Here is a 16051-nt window from a genome sequence, read left to right as displayed (position 1 = left end):
GCTGGACGTCCTGCAGGGCATGACGAAGTACCGCGCGGGAACGGGATCCCGCGCGGTAGAGAGAGGAGGGGGCCTGCCGAGCCGGGTGCCGCCGCGTCCGACGGGCGGCCAGCCGAGTGCCGCCGGGCCTGCTGCCGCCGAGCGTTACCGCATCAGCTCGCCGGCGTTCACCAGCAGCGACTGCCCGGTGATCGCACGAGCCCGGTCGGAGGCCAGGAAGACCGCGGCCTCCGCCACGTCCCCGTCCGTCGCCAGCTCCGGGAGCGCCATCCGCTCGGTGAGCCGGCCCAGCACCTCGTCCTCGGACACGCCTTCGGTGTGCGCCGTGAACTGGACGAACGCCTGCACCGGCGGGCCCCACATCCAGCCGGGCAGCACCGTGTTCACCCGGATCCGGTACGGGCCCAGCTCGCGCGCCACCGAGTACATGGCCGACGTCAGGGCGCCCTTCGATGCCGCGTACGCCGCCTGCCGCACCTGTGAGGGCGCCGCCACCGCGGACTGCGTCCCGATGATCACCACCGAGCCGCCGTGCGCCTTCAGCGCCGGCAGGCACGCCTTGGTGAGCCGCAGCGTCCCCAGCAGATTGACGTCGATGACGCGCTGCCACGAGGCGAAGTCCGCGTCCTCCAGGCCGCCGAAGTAGCCGTCCATGGCGGCGACGTGCACGACCGCGTCGATACCGCCGAACCGCTCGACCGCCAGCGCCGCGAGCGCCTCGCACTGGTCGCCTTCGGCGATGTCGGTGGAGAGCCACGCCACCTTCGATCCCCCGGGGTCGATCTCCTCCGCCACTTTCGCGAGCTGCGCCTCGGTCCGCGCCCCGAGCACCACGTTCGCACCGTCGCGCGCGGCGGTGGTGGCCACGCGCTGCCCGAGCCCGGCGCCGACCCCGGATACGACCACGGTCTTTCCTGACAGCAACATGTTCGCCTCCGGCGCGGTTCCCCTGTCCTGACGGACCGTCAGGTTAGATCCCCGCTGTGCAGAACACCACCCCCGCGCCGTGCGGGTGCCGGTGCCCGGGTCAGCGCACCGCCGGCGCCGTGGACAGCGCGGTGGCCAGGCGCCGCAGGCCCTCCGCGATCTCGGTGGGGGTGTGCGTCGTGAAGGACATGCGCAGGGTGGCCGGGTCGCCGGGGCCGGCGAAGAAGGGGGCGCCGGGGACGTACGCGACATCGTGCGCGACGGCGACCGGCAGCAGGGCGGTGGCGTCGAAGCCGTCCGGCAGCCGGACCCACAGGAACATCCCGCCGTCGGGCCGGTTCCAGGCGCTGCCCGCCGGGAGCGCGGCCGGCAGGCCGGCCAGCAGGGCGTCGCGCCGCAGGCGGTACGCGTCGCGCACGCGGTGGAGGTGGGCGTCGAGGTCGCGGTCGGCGAGATAGCGCGCCGCCGCGGCCTGGTCGACGGTGGAGGAGTGCAGGTCCGCGGCCTGCTTGGCGATGACGCAGGCCCGCCGCAGCGCTTCCGGCGCCCGCAGCCAGCCGAGCCGCATGCCGGGCGCCATGATCTTGGAGAACGAGCCCAGCAGGACGGTGCGGTCGGCGGCCGCCTCCAGGGAGGCGATCCACGGCACGGGCTCCCCGTCGAAGCGCAGCTCGCCGTACGGGTCGTCCTCGACGATCCACAGCCCGTGCCGTGCGGCGACCTCGGCCACCGCCTGCCGGCGGGCGAGCGGGAGCGTACGCCCGGTGGGGTTCTGGAAGTTCGGGATCAGATAGAGCAGTTTCGGCCGCTCGCGGACGACGAGTTCCTCCAGTGCGGCGGGGTCGATCCCGTCCTCGTCGGACGGCACCGGCAGCACCCGCGCCCCGGTGAAGCCGAAGCACTGCAGCGCGGCCAGATAGGTGGGGTCCTCGACGAGGACGGTGTCGCCCGGCTCCAGCAGCGCGGTGGCGAGGAGCGCCAGGCCCTGCTGGGAGCCGGCGGTGACGAGCAGGTCGTCCGCGTCGGTCGGGAGCCCGCGGGCGCCGAGCCGGGCGGCGACGGCGCCGCGCAGCGCCGGGTCGCCCTCGGTGGTGGAGTACTGGAGCACCCGCTGGGGCGCCTCGGCGAGCACCTGGTCGTAGGCGGCGCGGATCCCCTCGGCGTCGAAGAGCTCGGGGGCCGGCAGCCCGCCCGCGAAGGAGATCACTTCGGGGCGTGCGGTGAGCGCGAGGATCTCGCGTACCGGCGACGCGCCGACCGAGGCGGCGCGGGCGGCCAGTGCGGGGACGTCGGCTCGGTTCACTCGATGCATTCGCGTCATGCGCGCAGCCTACGAATAATCGGTGGCCTGTCCACCTATTTGACCAACATGCGAACGGGAACGCGGGGCGCGACCGGCTCTTCCCCAGCTGACGTATCGTCAGCTACACCTGTAGGCATGACAGAAGAGACGCGCAGCGAGGTGTACGCGGAGCTGGCCTCCGTCGGGCCGTACGGGGTGCGGGTCGGGCACGCCCTGATCACCATGGTGGAACCCCTGCCGGGCCATGAGTACGCCTACAACAGGTGGTACGAGGACGATCACTTCATCGCGGGCGCGATGGCCATGCCCTGGATGTACGCCGGGCGCCGCTGGGTCGCCACCCGCGATCTGCAGCTGCTCCGCTACCCGGAGAAGTCCGCCGTCGCCCAGCCGGTCACGGCGGGCTGCTACATCTCCACCTACTGGGTCACCGCCGGCCGCTACGACGACCACATGAAGTGGACCGTCGGCATCAACAAGCGCCTCAACCGGGACGGCCGGGTCTACCAGGACCGCACCCATGTCTTCACGGCGTTCCAGGACCACTCCGCCACCGTCTATCGCGACGGTGCCGCCGGCCCCCGGGACTTCCACGCGCTCGACCACCCCTACGGCGGGCTGGTCGTGGAGGTCATCGACGCCGAATCGGCGGAGCGGCGCGAGGAGCTGCTGGAGTGGCTGCGCTCCCGGCACCTGCCCAAGCGCCTCGCGGGCTCACCGGCCGCGATGGTGACGATCTTCAAGCCGACGCCGCTGCCCGGCGACAGGATGACGTACGTGAAGCAGGTCGAGGGGGTCGACACCCGTCTGACGCTGCTCTGGTTCCTGCAACAGGATCCGCGCGAGGCGTGGGACGCCCATTTCACCGGCCTGGACGACGAGGTCGCCGCCTCCGGTCTGGGCCGCGTCGAGCTGGTCGCGCCCTTCGTCCCCACCGTCCCCGGCACGGACACCTACGTGGACCGGCTCCGCTAGCGGAGCCGGCTGCGGGCCGCTCACGGCCTGCAGTGAGCCCTCTCGGCCAGGACGGCGGGCCGGACGAGAGGGCTCTTCGGCACTGCTGATCGGTGCTGCTGCTCCCACGGGGTCAGTCGAGGTCGTACGAACCCCGGCCGACGTCGGTGACGAAGGCTGCCCAGGACTCCGGCGAGAAGTCGAGGGTCGGACCGTAGGGATCCTTGGAGTCACGGACGGCGACAGCGCTGAGGGTGGGTGAGGCCACCTCCACGCATGCGCCGTTCCCCTGCGAACGCGAGGACTTGGTCCACGCCTTGGTGTTGCCCAGCTGAATTGCCATGATCGCTCCGAGCTTTTCTGGTTGTGCAGCTCTGACGCGACTGAAGCTACTCGCCAACATCACCCACCGCAGGGTCTATTCACTCGACCGGATGGCATATTCCATGTGACTCTTCCGCATTGAGCCGACGGGGGTGTACTCTCCCGCCTTTCCCAGTCCAAGGTGGATCGGAGAGCCGAGTTGCCGGCCCGCCGACCCTCAACTCGCTTCAGCGCGCGTATTCCTTCGCGGCGTCGGCGATGAACTGGCGGCTCGCTTCGGCACTCAGCGCCTGTGCACGGAGATGCTCGTACATCACGCTGTATCCGTGTACATCGACCGGCTTCTCCAGATACAGGTCGGAGGTCACGCCTTCGATGTACACCACACTGGAATCGGTGGTGTCCGGAAATTCGAGAATCGCGAAGTTTCCCGACATGCCGGGGTGTGCGCCGGCTTCGTACGGAAGTACCTGAACGGTCACGTGCGCCTGTGAGCCCATCTGCACGAGGTACTCGAGCTGTTCGCGCATGACGTCCTTGCTGCCGACCACCCGGCGCAGCGCGGATTCGTCCATGACGACCCAGAACCGGAGCGGAGAGGCCGGGTCGGTGATCCGCTCCTGGCGCCGCAGCCGGATGTCGATGCGCTTGTCGACCTGCTCGGGGGTGGCCTCGGGCAGCGTGCCCTCGATGACCGCCTCGGCGTAGTTCCGGGTCTGCAGAAGGCCCGGAACTACGAGCGAGTCGTACACCCGGAGTGATTCCGCTTCGGTCTCCAGGCCGATGTAGACGCTGTACGGCACATCGCCGAACGCGTGCCACCAGCCCTGCTGACGGGATTCCTTCGCCATGTGCATGAGGGAATCGACGATTCGCTGGTCCTCGACGCCGTACACGCCGCACAGGTCGCGGACATCGCGCTGGCTGATGCTGCGGCGGCCGTTCTCCAGCCTGCTGATCTTGGACTGCGAGACCAGCAGCCGGGCCGCCACCTCCTCCGCGGTCATCCCCTTGGTCTCGCGGAGTTTGCGCAACTCCGATCCAAGTCGGCGTCGCCTGACGGTGGGATTAACGTTGGCCGCCACGGGTGGTGCACCTCCGGCTCCGGACTACTTCTCGTACTTCTTCTCTGCCGCACTGGTGACGCTTTTCCTACCGCGTGCGTACTGCTGGTCAGCAGCCTGCCACTACCGGTCATCACCGCGCTGGCGATTGGTCGTACGAACTGCGCAAACGCAACGCGCGGGGTGGGGGACCGGCGTTGACCGGTGCCCCACCCCGCGCGTCGCGGCGGCTCCCTGGATTCCCCGGGCCCGGAGGCCGGGGGAGGGTCGCTCAGGACGACGGGCCTTCGGTGTCCGGTCCCTGCCGCCGGACACCGTGCCCTTGCCTGCCGTCCCTGCTGTCTGCTCACTGCTCGTCCGCCGGGTACCGCGAACTGCGAACCTCGCCCCGCGCACTGCTCCGGGGCGCCGCTATCGCGCTCCGGCCCGGGCCATGCTGTTGTGCCCGGCCGGCCCCACCGCTGCGGGCCGTCCCTGCACGGGAGCCCGTTTCGGCTGAGCCGCGGCGCCGTTCTGCACGTCCATGACGGCGTGCGCGACGAGACCGCCCATCGGGTCGTATCTGATCAGGTCCCGCAGGCGCGATCGCGATGACCGGCCCTCGTTCCCCGGATACAGGTGCTTGCCGAGCCCCACCGCGTGGGCGAGGGCAGCGAGAGCCGCGGTCCGCGGGTCCGGCGGGACGCCGGTGCGGATCGCGTTGTCGAGCCGGGCTCTGATGTCCCGGCTGACCTCGCTGTCGCTCGCCTGGTAGCGAGTCGTCGGCAGCACCCCGCACATCTGTCCCGCCACGGCATGCACCATGCCGCACCGCTCCAGATGCGCGAGATACGTCTGGCGCAGCCCCAGGCGGGGCCCGCCGATCCAGTGGACAGCGCGAACCGGACTGCCACGACGGCGCAGCAGTTCGAGCGCGGAGTCCAGTGTCGGATCTCCTGTCGGCCGTGGGTGTACCACGGCGATACGATCCCCATCAGGGGCTATCCGTCCAGCCAGGGCCAGCTCGACGAGCTGTGCCCCGGCGAGGCCGAGGTCGAGCGACTGCGGCTGCGCTGTGGTCCCGGTCGTCGGGTCCAGAGCGAGCAGCAACAGCTCTTCCGGAATCGTTCTGCGGCTCTTGCCCATCCATGCCTCCCCGCGTGGATGAATGACAGGGTGACGCCTCTCACATTCATCTGTCGAGAGCGCCTGGAGTGTTCGGGAGGGAACCGACTGGTATGTCGTTCTCGTCTAGGGGGTCAGCGGTGGTGTCGCAGACGGGCCGCGATCGGTTCCGGCGGGTCTGATAGGGGCTTCCAGGCCGGGAACTGGAAACTGGTGCAGTGAGATGGGGCGTCGTGCGTCGTGCACGGGACCGCCCCTCGTGATGTGTGGAGGAGGTCTGCGTGGCGGGCGAGTCCCCCGGCAGGGAGCAGCAGCAGGAGTCGTCGGGGGTGGCGGCCGAGCAGAAGGCGCTCGATCCGAGGCTGACGGTGTTCCGTGGGCCGAATGTGGTGCCTGAAGCCGTGCGCGAGGAGCACGGCGCTCTGCCCGACGACCCGGGCGCCGGCACGGACCCCCGTCCCGTAGATCACCCGGTGTCCTCCGGGACCCCCGGCGGGACCGGTGGCGAGGACGAGGACAGCGGCCGTGGGAGCCTGCCGCGCCAGTCCGGCGCGTCTGCATCCGGCAGTGGTCCGGATACGCCGGACGACGTACCCGGCCCGGACGACGCCATCGCGGAACCTACGGTCCCCGAGGACGCGCACGACGGGACGGATGACGCAGCGCCCGCGGATGCGCCCGTCTCCCCGGCCGTGGACACTCCGGAGGATTCCGTCGCGGAAGCGGAGTCCGCGGCCGACGAGCCCGCTGACGAGTCCGTCGCCGTGTCCGCCGAGGAGCCCGTCGGAGAGCCTGCCGACGAGCCGGAGGACGCACGGCCGGTGGGTGCCGGGGACGCGTCCGACGCGTCCGAGGCGTCTGCCCCGCCCGAGGACGGGACCCCGGACGAGCCGGCGGACGAGCCCCGGGACGAACCCCGGGACGCTTCTGCGGAGGAGCCGGCGGAAGAACCGGCGCGGGAGCCGGTGCGGGAGCCGGTGCGGCAGTCCGCCGCGGCGCCCGCCGCCGCGCCCGCCGTCGAGCCTGCCGACCGCCAGCCGGAAGGGAAAGCCGCCAGGAGCGCCCCGGCGGACGTGCTGGCCGCTCCGCGCACGGAATCCCCCGCGGAGCCCCCGCGGGCCTCACAGGAGCAGTCAGCGTCGCCGTACGCCCTCGCATGGCCGGAGGTGGAGCGTCCGGTACGCCCGGCCGCCCCCGAGGCCGCCGCCCCGGCAGCCCCGTCCGCCCCCGCTGCCCCGTCGGCCCCGGCTCCGGCCGCGCCGGCGCCGTCCGCGTTCGGCGAGGCTCCCGACCAGCAGCCCGAGGCCGGCCCGCAGGGCACCCGGCAGATGCCGCTGCCGTTGCCGCCGGCGCCCCCGCAGCCGCTGAAGCTGCTGGCGGAGCTGACGAACACCCCGCCGCCGCCCGACACGAAGCTGCGGACGGTGGTCAGACGGTTCAAGATCTGGACGCCGCTGGTGGTGCTGCTGCTGATCGCCGCCGCGGTCGCGCAGTCGTTCCGTCCGCTGCCGGCTCCGGTGCTGACGCTGACCTCGGCGTCCACGTACACCTTCGACGGCGGTCAGCTGTCGCTGCCGTGGCCCGCGATGGGCCAGTCGGTCGTCGAGGTCGAGGGCGTCGGGGGCATGGGGGTGCGCGGCGCGCAGACCCCGGTGCCGATCGCGAGCGTCACGAAGGTGATGACCGCGTACGTGATCCTCCGCGACCACCCGCTCAAGGGGCAGGAGACCGGCCCGAAGATCAAGATCGACCAGACCGCCGCGGACGAGGCGGCGTCGGTCGACGAGTCCAGGGTGCAGGTCCAGCTCGGCCAGGAGTTCACCGAGCGGCAGATGCTGGAGCTGCTGCTGATCCCGTCCGGCAATAACATCGCCCGCGCGCTGGCCCGCTGGGACTCCGGCACGCAGGAAGCTTTCGTCATCAAGATGCAGAAGGCCGCCGTCGACCTGGGCATGAAGAACACCACGTACACCGGGGCGAGCGGGGTCGAGGCGACGACGAAGAGCACAGCGGTCGACCAGCTGATGCTGGCCCGGACGGTCATGGCGAACGAGGTCTTCCGCTCCGTGGTGGCCATGGAGCACACGATCATTCCCGGCGTGCCGGAGATCTACAACAACAACCTGCTGCTGACCCGCACCCCGGGCGTCATCGGCATCAAGACCGGCTCCAGCACCCCGGCGGCCGGCGCCCTGATGTGGGCGGCGCGGAAGACCATCGACGGCAAGCCGCGGATGGTCCTCGGCGTGGTGCTCCAGCAGCGCAAGGGCTCGACGCCCAACGACATGCTGGCGTACGCCCTGTCCACCAGCGACCCCCTGATCAGGGCCGCGCGCGCCGCGCTCACCTCGGCGGTGGTGGTGAAGAAGGGCACGGTCGTCGGCCAGGTGGACGACGGTCTCGGCGGGACGACGCCGGTCGTCGCCACCAAGGACCTGACGGCGGTCGGCTGGTCGGGTCTGAAGTCCGACCTGAAGCTGGCGGCCGGCACGGCCGGCGTTCCGCACTCGGCGAAGGCCGGGACCGAGGTCGGCACGCTGAGCCTCGGCTCCGGCACGGGCGAGACGAAGGTGCCGGTGGCACTCCAGTCGGACCTCGCCGAGCCGTCCTTCGGGGACAAGCTCATCCGTCTCGGCTGATCCGCCGGACGGCACGGGAGAAGACGGCGGCCGGGTCCAGGTGACCCGGCCGCCCTCGTGTCAGCGGGTAGCAGGCGAAGCCGAGCAGTACGGCGGTGAAGTGGCCGACGTCGGTGAACGTGCGGCCGTGGACCAGGGCGAGACCGTAGAAGCCCAGGACGCAGAAGCCGTAGAAGAACCGCCAGCGGAAGACGAGGAAGTACGTCAGGACGGCCTCGACGACCGCCAGGCCGTAGCTCACGCCCACGTCCAGGGTGTCGACCGAGGTCTCGGGCGCCCGGCCGTGGTGGATCGCCCAGAGCAGCACGCCCTCGCTGATGTACGTCGCCACGACATGGCCGATGAGGACGACGGTGAGCCAGCGCAGGGTGCCGAGCCAGCGCTCGGCGGTGGCGTGGAAGACGGTGTAGAGGAACGCGTAGAACAGCCAGCCGCCGCCGTCGATCCACAGCGCGCTCCTGATCAGCGCCCTGACCGGTTCCTCCGACAGGTTGTGCAGGTTCGTCGACCGCTCGCCGAGCATCTCGTCCAGCTGGGAGGGCGAGACATGGTGCATGACGACGGTCGTCACGAACAGGACGGCCAGCCAGATGTAGGTGCCGGGGGCGCTCCGGATGTAGGACCGTACGGCGCGCAGGAGCGACGTGAGGCGCGACCGCCAGGAAGTGTCCACGCTCGGATTGTGCTCGGATTGTGTCCGATAAGTGGCTTTTGGTGACTCCCGGCGCGCCCCGGACGGCACCGGGGAGCCGGGCCGCGCCTGGTCCCCGCAGGTCGCTCAGGCCGACAGCTCCCGCTCCAGCGGTGTACGGAACCGCGGGGTGACCCGGACGTCCCCCAGCCGGTCGCCGAGCCGCGCCGCCTCGGCCGCGATCGCCGCCTCCGCCTCCTTGCCGGGCCCCTTGCCCGAGCTCTTCCCCGAACCCGTCCCCGAGCTCTTCCCTGAACCCTTTTCCGGACCGGGCAGCAGCCGCCACACGATCTCCCCGTCCGGGCGCTGCGCCCATCCGCCGACGACCCGGCCGTCCCACCACACCGTCGGTCCGACGTTCCCGGTCTTGTCGAAGAGCGCGGGCCGGTGTTCGTCCGGCAGGAACCAGTCGCGCTGCTGCCAGCCCATCGGCGTCGGGTCGAGACCCGGCAGCAGGGCGGCCCACGGGCCGGCGGCCGGCGCGGGTTCCACATCGCCGGGGAGTACGTAGCCGGTGCCCTCGTCCAGCGCGACCGGCTGGGCGCCGACGGCGGCCAGTGCCTTGCGCACCTCCGTCAGCGTCCAGCCCGTCCACCACTTGAGGTCGGCCTCGGTGCCGGGGCCGTACGCCGCCAGCCAGTCACGCGCCAGCGCGGCCTTCGCCTCGGCGGCGGGCGGTTCGGAGAGCGGCTCGGCCACCGCCCACCGGAACTGACTGCTCGTCCACGACCCCACCGGTCTGCGCCGGGTGATCCTGCCCTCCGCCGCGAGCACCCTGATGATGCGGCTCGCCACGTTCTGCCGTGTCTCGTACGGCTTTCCGGCCGCGCGGACCACCTGCTCGCGCAGCCGCGGTTCGTACCCGCCCAGCTGTGCTGCGGTCGACTCGCCGTGCACCGCCAGCGCGGCGACCACCGCCTCCTCGACCTCCGACAGCCAGGCCCCGTCCCAGCCGCCGCCCTCGGCGAGGTACTTGAGCAGCCCCGCCCGTTCCTTCACCGCGATCGCGCGGGCCGCCGCCGCGTACACCACCGGCGCGGAGTCCAGGGTGACGACGAACATCGTCCGGCGCATCGCCAGCAGCCGCACCAGCGAACCGGCCTCGTACAGCGCCCGTTCCACCTCCGTGAAGCCGGGCTCGGTGAGCCGGGCCGCGGTGGAGAGATACACCGTCGCCGCGTCCGTCGCGTGCAGCGCCACCAGCGACCGGGTGACCTCCTCCGCGGACTTCGCGCGCAGCCCCGGCGCCAGGAGATGCCGGACCCCCAGCCGCGCCCGCCGCTCGTCCCCGCCGATCCGCCGCACCGCCCCGTCGACCGTCATTTCCCCATGCTCACACGCACCTCGGACAGTGCCCCGAGCGGCACGTGGCGCACATCACAGTGATCGGGACCGAAGTCACGTAATCCCCGGCCCGATTTCCCTGTCTTGGAGAGGAGTGGACACTACCCAGCGGGAGAGGGACACCTCATGCTGACCGTCATCGACCAGACCCTCCGGGCCCGGCTCTGCGCGTCCCCGGCCGGGGACCGCGTCATCGCCGCGACTTTGATCTACCAGTGCGACGACCCGCTGGCCGCGCGGATGTCGTTCCCGGCGTCGGCGACGCTCGACGGCCTGGACGTCACCTGGACCTTCGCCCGCGACCTGCTGGCGGCGGGGCTCCGGATGCCGTCGGGCGAGGGCGACGTGCACGTCTGGCCCTGCGGGGAGCGGCGGACGATGGTCGAACTCTCCTCGCCGGAGGGCATCGCCCTGCTGCAGCTCGACACCGAGGACGTCCAGGACTTCCTCACCCGCTCCTACACGGCCGTCCCGCCCGGCGACGAGCACCGCCACATCGACCTGGAAGCCGACCTGGCGGCGCTCCTCGCGGACGACTAGAGCCCTGGATCGGGACTGGAAGTCACCCCTTGGAGTCAGGCCTTGAAGCCGCGCAGGCGCAGGCTGTTGCCGACGACGAAGACGGACGAGAAGGCCATGGCGGCGCCCGCGATCATCGGGTTGAGCAGCCCGGCCGCGGCGAGCGGCAGGGCCGCCACGTTGTAGCCGAAGGCCCAGAAGAGATTCACCTTGATCGTGCCGAGGGTCCGGCGCGACAGCCGGATCGCGTCGGCCGCGACCCGCAGGTCGCCCCGTACGAGGGTCAGGTCGCCCGCCTCGATGGCGGCGTCGGTCCCGGTGCCCATCGCCAGGCCCAGGTCGGCCTGGGCCAGCGCGGCGGCGTCGTTGACGCCGTCGCCGACCATCGCGACGGAACGGCCCTCGGACTGCAGCCGCTTGATGACGGCCAGTTTGTCCTCGGGCATGACCTCGGCGATGACATGGTCGGCGGAGATCCCGACCTCCTCGGCCACCGCGCGCGCCACCGCCTCGTTGTCGCCGGTCAGCAGCATCGGGGTGAGGCCGAGGGCGCGCAGCCGCGTCACGGCCTCCGCGCTCGTCGGCTTGACGGCGTCGGTGACGACGAGGACCCCGCGGGCCGCCCCGTCCCAGCCGACGGCCACCGCCGTACGGCCCTTGGCCTCGGCCGCGGCCTTGGCGGCCGCCAGGTCCGCGGGCAGGAACTGGGTCCACTCGTTCAGCAGCTTCTCGCGGCCGACCAGCACCGCGTGGCCTTCGACGACGCCCTGCACCCCGAGCCCCGGGACGTTGGCGAAGTCCTCTGGCACCGGCAGCGGGCCGCCCGTGCGCTCCGCGGCGGCGGTCGCGACGGCCTGGGCGATGGGGTGCTCGGAGGCGTGCTCCAGGGCGCCGGCCAGCCGCAGCACGGTCTTCTCGTCCTCGCCCTCGGCGACGTGCACCTCGGTGAGCGTCATGACGCCGGTGGTCACCGTGCCGGTCTTGTCGAGGACGATCGTGTCCACCGCGCGGGTGGACTCCAGGACCTCCGGGCCCTTGATGAGGATGCCGAGCTGGGCGCCGCGTCCGGTGCCGACCATGAGTGCGGTGGGCGTCGCGAGTCCCAGCGCGCACGGGCAGGCGATGATCAGTACGGCGACGGCGGCGGTGAAGGCCGCGGAAGCGCCCTCGCCGGCGCCGAGCCAGTAGCCGAGGGTCGCGACGGCGAGTGCGATCACGACGGGCACGAAGACCGCCGAGATCCGGTCGGCCAGCCGCTGCACGGCGGCCTTGCCGTTCTGCGCGTCCTCGACGAGCCGTGCCATTCGCGCGAGTTGGGTGTCGGCGCCGACCCGGGTCGCCTCGACGACGATCCGGCCGCCCGCGTTCACCGTGGCGCCGGTGACGCCGTCGCCGGGAGCGACCTCCACCGGTACGGACTCGCCCGTCAGCAGGGAGGCGTCGACGGCGGAGTTGCCTTCGCGGACGGTGCCGTCGGTGGCGATCTTCTCGCCGGGGCGGACGACGAACAGGTCACCCACCGTCAGTTCGCCGGTGGGGACGCGCACTTCGCGCCCGTCCCGCAGTACGGCGACGTCCTTGGCCCCCAGCTGCAGCAGCGCCTTGAGCGCCGCTCCGGCCTTCCGCTTCGAGCGGGCCTCGAAGTACCGTCCGGCCAGGATGAACGCGGTCACCCCGGCGGCGGCCTCCAGGTAGATGTTGCCGCTGCCGTCACCGCGCGAGATCGTGAACTCGAAGGGGTGCTTCATCCCGGTCATACCGGCCGTGCCGAAGAAGAGCGCCCACAGCGACCAGCCGAACGCGGCGAGCGTGCCCACCGAGATCAGCGTGTCCATGGTCGCGGCGCCGTGCCGCAGATTCGTCCAGGCGGCCTGGTGGAACGGCCAGGCCGCGTACACGACGACGGGCGCGGCGAGCGTGAGCGAGAGCCACTGCCAGTTGTCGAACTGCAGCGCCGGCACCATCGCCATCGCGATCACCGGCACGGCGAGCACGACCGCGGTGAGCAGCCGCTGCCGCAGGGAGGTGAGCTCGTCGGGCGCGGACTGCTCGGGCCCGGATCCCGCGGGGTCTGCGGGGTCGGCGGGCGGGGCGGGCAGTACGGCGCTGTAGCCGGTCGCCTCGACGGTGGCGATGAGGTCGTCCACGGCGACGCCGCCGTCGAAGCTGACCCGGGCCTTCTCGGTCGCGTAGTTGACGGTCGCGGTGACGCCGTCCATCCGGTTGAGCTTCTTCTCGATGCGTGCCGCGCAGGAGGCGCAGGTCATGCCACCGATCTCCAGCTCCACCTGCCGGCCGGCGGCCGCCGTGGTCATCGCCACTTCACTCCACTCCTTCGATCAGGGCCGGACTCCGGTCCTTCGGGGCCGGTCTTCCAGGGCCGGTCCTTCGATCAGGGACACGTGCCCTGCATCCCCTACATGCCCTGGTGCGAGGCCGGGCGCGGTTCCGGGGCGGCCGGGCCGCCGCCGTCCCCCCGCACCGCGCGGCCGAGGCCGAACGCGGTGCCGAGGACGACCAGCAGGATCAGCAGATAGCCGCCCAGCCTGACCGGTGCGGTCACGCCCGGCCGACCAGTTCGTAGCCCGCCTCGTCGACGGCGGCGCGGATGGTCTCGTCGTCCAGCGGCTGCTCGGACGCGAGGGTGACCAGCCCGGTGGCGACGTCGACCTTGACGACGGTCACGCCGGATACGGTCGCGAGCTCCTTGGTCACCGCGGACTCGCAGTGGCCGCAGGTCATGCCCGAGACGGAGTAGACGACAGTGCCCGCGGCCTGTGACTCGTCGGTCGCGCCGTCGGTGTGGCAGGTTCCCTCGGGGGAGCAGCAGGACATGGCGTTCTCCTCATGCGTCTCGTGCGGTGACGGCTGTCGCCGTCCACTGGTGACCACCATATACCCCCCAGGGTATTAAGCGAAGCTGGACCCGCCGTGACCCCCGCCCGTCGTCAGGCCCGTCGTTAGGCCCGCCGCTCACCGGGTAGGCGCCGCAGCGACGGATTCGGCCACGTTCGGCCACCGTTCGACAACCGGAGGTGACTCGGATGCTGTTCCTGGGATTGGTGCTTCTCGCCGCGACCGGAACGCTCACGGGACTATTGATCGCGGGCAACCTGGGCGGCGGGCCGGACTACACGGTGGCGCTGCTGGGCCATGACCTGATCACGATGAACTCGCTCTCCATCTTCTGCGCCGGCCTCGCCCTGGCCCTGGTCGCCTGTCTGAGCCTGCTGATGGCGGGCGAAGGCGCCGCGCTGCGCCGCCGCAAGGCGGTACGGCTGCGGGAGGCGCGCAACGACGCGGACGCGGCGGTCGCCGAGCGCGACGCCCTCGCCGCCCGGGTCGAGCGGCAGCGCACCGAGGACGACCACCCCGCGCGGACGTCCGCCCCGGAGATGCCGCTGCAGCAGCCGCGCAAACACCGCGCGCCGCACGCGTTCGGCAGCTGACCGCGGGGCGTCGCCACCCGGGCCCCCATCTCTCCTCTCCTTCTCCGCTCCCCGTGAGTGGGAGAGGGGGATGGGGGAAGCAGAAGGACAGGGGCTACTGATTCTGCGGGGAGTGGTGCGCGATGGACTGGTGGATCTGGATCGTCGTCGTGGTGGCGGTCCTGCTGGTACTGGCCGGATCGGTGGCGGGCGTGCAGGCACGGCGCCGCAGCGGCGGGGTGATCGCGGTACGCCGCGGCGCCATCGGCCGGCGGGCCGGGAAGGGACGCGTGAAATGACCGCACCCCAGCCCCCTTCCTCTTCCTCTTCCTCTTCCGCGATGATGCTGGCCTCGGAGATCACCAAGCGGCCGGTCGTGACACTGGCCGGCGAGGCCGTCGCGCAGGTCAAGGACCTCGTCTTCGACGGCACGGCCGGCCGGATCGCCGGCTTCACCCTGAGTGGCCGCGGCCTGCTCTCCGGACCGCTGCGGCACAGCCTGCCGTGGCCGGGGGTGCACGGGCTCGGCCACGACGCCGTGATGATCAAGGACGAGACCGTCTTCGAGAGCAAGGCCGACGTCCTGGAACGCGGCTCCGCCGGCGGCGGCGACGTGCTCGGCTCGCGGGTGCTGACCGACGGCGGCACCGACCTGGGCAGGATCTCCGACGTCGTCGTCGAGGTCGTCGAGGGCACCACGGCCCACGTCGTGGGCTATGAGATCGCCTCCTCGGACGCCCTCGACCGGCAGGGCCGCAAGGTGTTCATCCCGCTCTCCGAGACCACCGCGGTCTCCGGCGAGGCACTGGTCATCCCGGCGGCCGCGGCCGAGTTCGTCGCCGACGACCTTCCCGGGTTCGCGGCGGCGGTCCAGGCGTACCGCGCCCGCCGCGGAACGGAGGTCTGATGCTCTTCTCGGAAACGGCCGGCCGCCAGGTGGTCAGCGCCACCGAGGCCCGCACGGTCGGCATCGTCGACGGTTTCGTCGTCGACCCGGCGACGGCCTCCGTCGTGGCCCTGCGGCTGAAGAAGACCGACGGCTCCGGCGACACCCTCGTCTGGGAGCACATCCACGCCATCGGACCCGACGCCGTGATCGTCCGCTCCGGCGCCACCCTCGGCACCCCGTCGGGCGAGCTGGCCCCCCTCGCCGACAAGCACCGTTCCCTGCCGGGCAAACGCGTCCTCGACGAACGCGGCGAGGCACTCGGCACCGTCTCCGACGTCGACTTCGACCCCGACTCCGGCGCCCTCCTCACCATCCGCACGACCACCGGCGACCACCCCGGCAAACGCGTCCTGGGCCTGGGCTCCTACGCCCTCATCCTCCGCGAACCCTGACGGACGAACCACCGAACCGGTCCGGCTCCGCCGCCTACGCGAAAGGCCCTCCCGTCAGTGCTGACGGGAGGGCCTCGCGGATGGTGTGCCCCAGGCAGGATTCGAACCTGCGACACCAGCTTTAGGAGAGCTGTGCTCTATCCCCTGAGCTACTGGGGCGGGGGCTTGTCAAAAACCTTGTCGAAAACCCAGTGGTCGGATCTCCGCGCGGAGCGACAAACGCCCTGGTCAGACGGCCTGCAAGCGTCCTTGGCGGTGCCCGTGCAGGGGTTGCGCCGAGATCGCAGCGGGGATAGCCGACCGACCGACATCAGCCTAGCGGATCGTGCTGCCGAGGTTCGCCCCTGTTAAGCACGAGGCTCAGGGCCGTCCGAGAAACTACCTCCGACCTGCGCATTTATCGGCCTGGTGTT

The 16051-nt window shown here is 71.6% G+C and carries 17 protein-coding genes and 1 tRNA gene; 7 read left to right on the top strand and 11 right to left on the bottom strand.

Annotation, left to right across the window (positions count from 1 at the left end; all coding sequences use genetic code 11):
* Positions 1–144: 144 nt before the first annotated feature.
* Both LNW72_RS17825 and LNW72_RS17820 read right to left on the bottom strand, forming a co-directional pair.
* Complete coding sequence (locus tag LNW72_RS17825; protein WP_250976328.1) at positions 145–927, bottom strand: SDR family oxidoreductase; 783 nt, start codon at positions 925–927, stop codon at positions 145–147.
* A gap of 100 nt (positions 928–1027) precedes the next feature.
* Positions 1028–2248 (bottom strand): PLP-dependent aminotransferase family protein, encoded by a 1221-nt coding sequence (locus tag LNW72_RS17820; protein WP_250976327.1) that lies wholly within the window; start codon positions 2246–2248, stop codon positions 1028–1030.
* 117 nt (positions 2249–2365) lie between these two features.
* Between LNW72_RS17820 and LNW72_RS17815 the strand changes: the two genes are divergently transcribed.
* Entirely contained in the window at positions 2366–3205 is an 840-nt protein-coding gene (locus tag LNW72_RS17815; protein ID WP_250976326.1) for a hypothetical protein, read from the top strand.
* Positions 3206–3317: 112 nt separating this feature from the next.
* On the opposite strand, the gene LNW72_RS17810 is transcribed toward LNW72_RS17815, so the two are convergent.
* The 3 genes from LNW72_RS17810 to LNW72_RS17800 form a co-directional block, all read right to left on the bottom strand.
* Complete coding sequence (locus LNW72_RS17810) at positions 3318–3527, bottom strand: DUF397 domain-containing protein (RefSeq protein WP_138353591.1); 210 nt, start codon at positions 3525–3527, stop codon at positions 3318–3320.
* Positions 3528–3735: 208 nt separating this feature from the next.
* A complete protein-coding gene (locus LNW72_RS17805) occupies positions 3736–4593 on the bottom strand; it encodes a helix-turn-helix transcriptional regulator (RefSeq protein ID WP_250976325.1) in 858 nt (285 codons plus the stop codon).
* Between the two features lie 390 nt (positions 4594–4983).
* Positions 4984–5697 (bottom strand): GPP34 family phosphoprotein, encoded by a 714-nt coding sequence (locus LNW72_RS17800; protein ID WP_164294345.1) that lies wholly within the window; start codon positions 5695–5697, stop codon positions 4984–4986.
* Between the two features lie 260 nt (positions 5698–5957).
* Between LNW72_RS17800 and LNW72_RS41675 the strand changes: the two genes are divergently transcribed.
* A complete protein-coding gene (locus LNW72_RS41675; RefSeq protein WP_308401964.1) occupies positions 5958–8315 on the top strand; it encodes a D-alanyl-D-alanine carboxypeptidase in 2358 nt (785 codons plus the stop codon).
* Here the strand turns inward: LNW72_RS41675 and LNW72_RS17790 are convergent.
* Both LNW72_RS17790 and LNW72_RS17785 read right to left on the bottom strand, forming a co-directional pair.
* Positions 8299–8988: a rhomboid-like protein gene (locus LNW72_RS17790; protein ID WP_250976324.1), complete on the bottom strand. Its 690-nt coding sequence runs from the start codon at positions 8986–8988 to the stop codon at positions 8299–8301. The two genes, LNW72_RS41675 and LNW72_RS17790, sit on opposite strands and share 17 nt — an antisense overlap.
* A gap of 105 nt (positions 8989–9093) precedes the next feature.
* Entirely contained in the window at positions 9094–10329 is a 1236-nt protein-coding gene (locus LNW72_RS17785; RefSeq protein ID WP_250976323.1) for a winged helix DNA-binding domain-containing protein, read from the bottom strand.
* Positions 10330–10476: 147 nt separating this feature from the next.
* Here LNW72_RS17785 and LNW72_RS17780 point away from each other — a divergent pair, with 147 nt between their 5' ends.
* The gene (locus tag LNW72_RS17780) at positions 10477–10890 is read left to right on the top strand and encodes an SsgA family sporulation/cell division regulator (protein WP_250976322.1); all 414 of its coding nucleotides are present in this window, start codon (positions 10477–10479) and stop codon (positions 10888–10890) included.
* 35 nt (positions 10891–10925) lie between these two features.
* On the opposite strand, the gene LNW72_RS17775 is transcribed toward LNW72_RS17780, so the two are convergent.
* The 3 genes from LNW72_RS17775 to LNW72_RS17765 form a co-directional block, all read right to left on the bottom strand.
* Positions 10926–13184, bottom strand: a complete 2259-nt coding sequence (locus LNW72_RS17775) for a heavy metal translocating P-type ATPase (protein ID WP_250980199.1) — start codon at positions 13182–13184, stop codon at positions 10926–10928.
* Between the two features lie 101 nt (positions 13185–13285).
* The gene (locus LNW72_RS17770; RefSeq protein ID WP_250976321.1) at positions 13286–13432 is read right to left on the bottom strand and encodes a hypothetical protein; all 147 of its coding nucleotides are present in this window, start codon (positions 13430–13432) and stop codon (positions 13286–13288) included.
* The gene (locus LNW72_RS17765) at positions 13429–13704 is read right to left on the bottom strand and encodes a heavy-metal-associated domain-containing protein (protein WP_187145296.1); all 276 of its coding nucleotides are present in this window, start codon (positions 13702–13704) and stop codon (positions 13429–13431) included. The genes LNW72_RS17770 and LNW72_RS17765 overlap by 4 nt, the downstream gene beginning before the upstream one ends.
* Before the next feature lie 209 nt (positions 13705–13913).
* On the opposite strand from LNW72_RS17765, the gene LNW72_RS17760 reads away from it, so the two are divergent.
* The 4 genes from LNW72_RS17760 to LNW72_RS17745 all read left to right on the top strand — a co-directional run bounded on the left by LNW72_RS17760 (position 13914) and on the right by LNW72_RS17745 (position 15638).
* On the top strand, positions 13914–14318 hold the full coding sequence (locus tag LNW72_RS17760; RefSeq protein WP_250976320.1) for a hypothetical protein: 405 nt from the start codon (positions 13914–13916) through the stop codon (positions 14316–14318).
* Positions 14319–14440: 122 nt separating this feature from the next.
* Positions 14441–14596: a hypothetical protein gene (locus LNW72_RS17755; RefSeq protein ID WP_250976319.1), complete on the top strand. Its 156-nt coding sequence runs from the start codon at positions 14441–14443 to the stop codon at positions 14594–14596.
* A 41-nt stretch (positions 14597–14637) separates the two neighbouring features.
* The gene (locus LNW72_RS17750) at positions 14638–15204 is read left to right on the top strand and encodes a PRC-barrel domain-containing protein (RefSeq protein ID WP_250976318.1); all 567 of its coding nucleotides are present in this window, start codon (positions 14638–14640) and stop codon (positions 15202–15204) included.
* The gene (locus LNW72_RS17745) at positions 15204–15638 is read left to right on the top strand and encodes a PRC-barrel domain-containing protein (RefSeq protein WP_250976317.1); all 435 of its coding nucleotides are present in this window, start codon (positions 15204–15206) and stop codon (positions 15636–15638) included. Before LNW72_RS17750 ends, LNW72_RS17745 begins: the two co-directional genes overlap by 1 nt.
* An 86-nt stretch (positions 15639–15724) precedes the next feature.
* On the opposite strand, the gene LNW72_RS17740 is transcribed toward LNW72_RS17745, so the two are convergent.
* Positions 15725–15797: transfer RNA gene (locus LNW72_RS17740), tRNA-Arg, on the bottom strand.
* Positions 15798–16051 lie beyond the last annotated feature (254 nt).

The organism is Streptomyces sp. RKAG293 (genome assembly GCF_023701745.1).
In the GTDB taxonomy this organism is placed as follows: domain Bacteria; phylum Actinomycetota; class Actinomycetes; order Streptomycetales; family Streptomycetaceae; genus Actinacidiphila.
The sequence above is the reverse complement of the archived record's forward strand: the minus strand, read 5'-3'. Positions and strand labels throughout refer to the sequence as shown.

Excerpts from the sequence above, each read along its gene's own strand:
- LNW72_RS17750 (WP_250976318.1), top strand. The coding sequence starts at position 14,638 with ATGATGCTGGCCTCGGAGATCACCAAGCGGCCGGTCGTGACACTGGCC.
- LNW72_RS17745 (WP_250976317.1), top strand. The coding sequence starts at position 15,204 with ATGCTCTTCTCGGAAACGGCCGGCCGCCAGGTGGTCAGCGCCACCGAG.
- LNW72_RS17775 (WP_250980199.1), bottom strand. The coding sequence starts at position 13,184 with ATGACCACGGCGGCCGCCGGCCGGCAGGTGGAGCTGGAGATCGGTGGC.
- LNW72_RS17810 (WP_138353591.1), bottom strand. The coding sequence starts at position 3,527 with ATGGCAATTCAGCTGGGCAACACCAAGGCGTGGACCAAGTCCTCGCGT.
- LNW72_RS17825 (WP_250976328.1), bottom strand. The coding sequence starts at position 927 with ATGTTGCTGTCAGGAAAGACCGTGGTCGTATCCGGGGTCGGCGCCGGG.
- LNW72_RS17785 (WP_250976323.1), bottom strand. The coding sequence starts at position 10,329 with ATGACGGTCGACGGGGCGGTGCGGCGGATCGGCGGGGACGAGCGGCGG.
- LNW72_RS17800 (WP_164294345.1), bottom strand. The coding sequence starts at position 5,697 with ATGGGCAAGAGCCGCAGAACGATTCCGGAAGAGCTGTTGCTGCTCGCT.
- LNW72_RS17780 (WP_250976322.1), top strand. The coding sequence starts at position 10,477 with ATGCTGACCGTCATCGACCAGACCCTCCGGGCCCGGCTCTGCGCGTCC.
- LNW72_RS17820 (WP_250976327.1), bottom strand. The coding sequence starts at position 2,248 with ATGACGCGAATGCATCGAGTGAACCGAGCCGACGTCCCCGCACTGGCC.
- LNW72_RS17815 (WP_250976326.1), top strand. The coding sequence starts at position 2,366 with ATGACAGAAGAGACGCGCAGCGAGGTGTACGCGGAGCTGGCCTCCGTC.
- LNW72_RS17765 (WP_187145296.1), bottom strand. The coding sequence starts at position 13,704 with ATGTCCTGCTGCTCCCCCGAGGGAACCTGCCACACCGACGGCGCGACC.
- LNW72_RS17760 (WP_250976320.1), top strand. The coding sequence starts at position 13,914 with ATGCTGTTCCTGGGATTGGTGCTTCTCGCCGCGACCGGAACGCTCACG.
- LNW72_RS17755 (WP_250976319.1), top strand. The coding sequence starts at position 14,441 with ATGGACTGGTGGATCTGGATCGTCGTCGTGGTGGCGGTCCTGCTGGTA.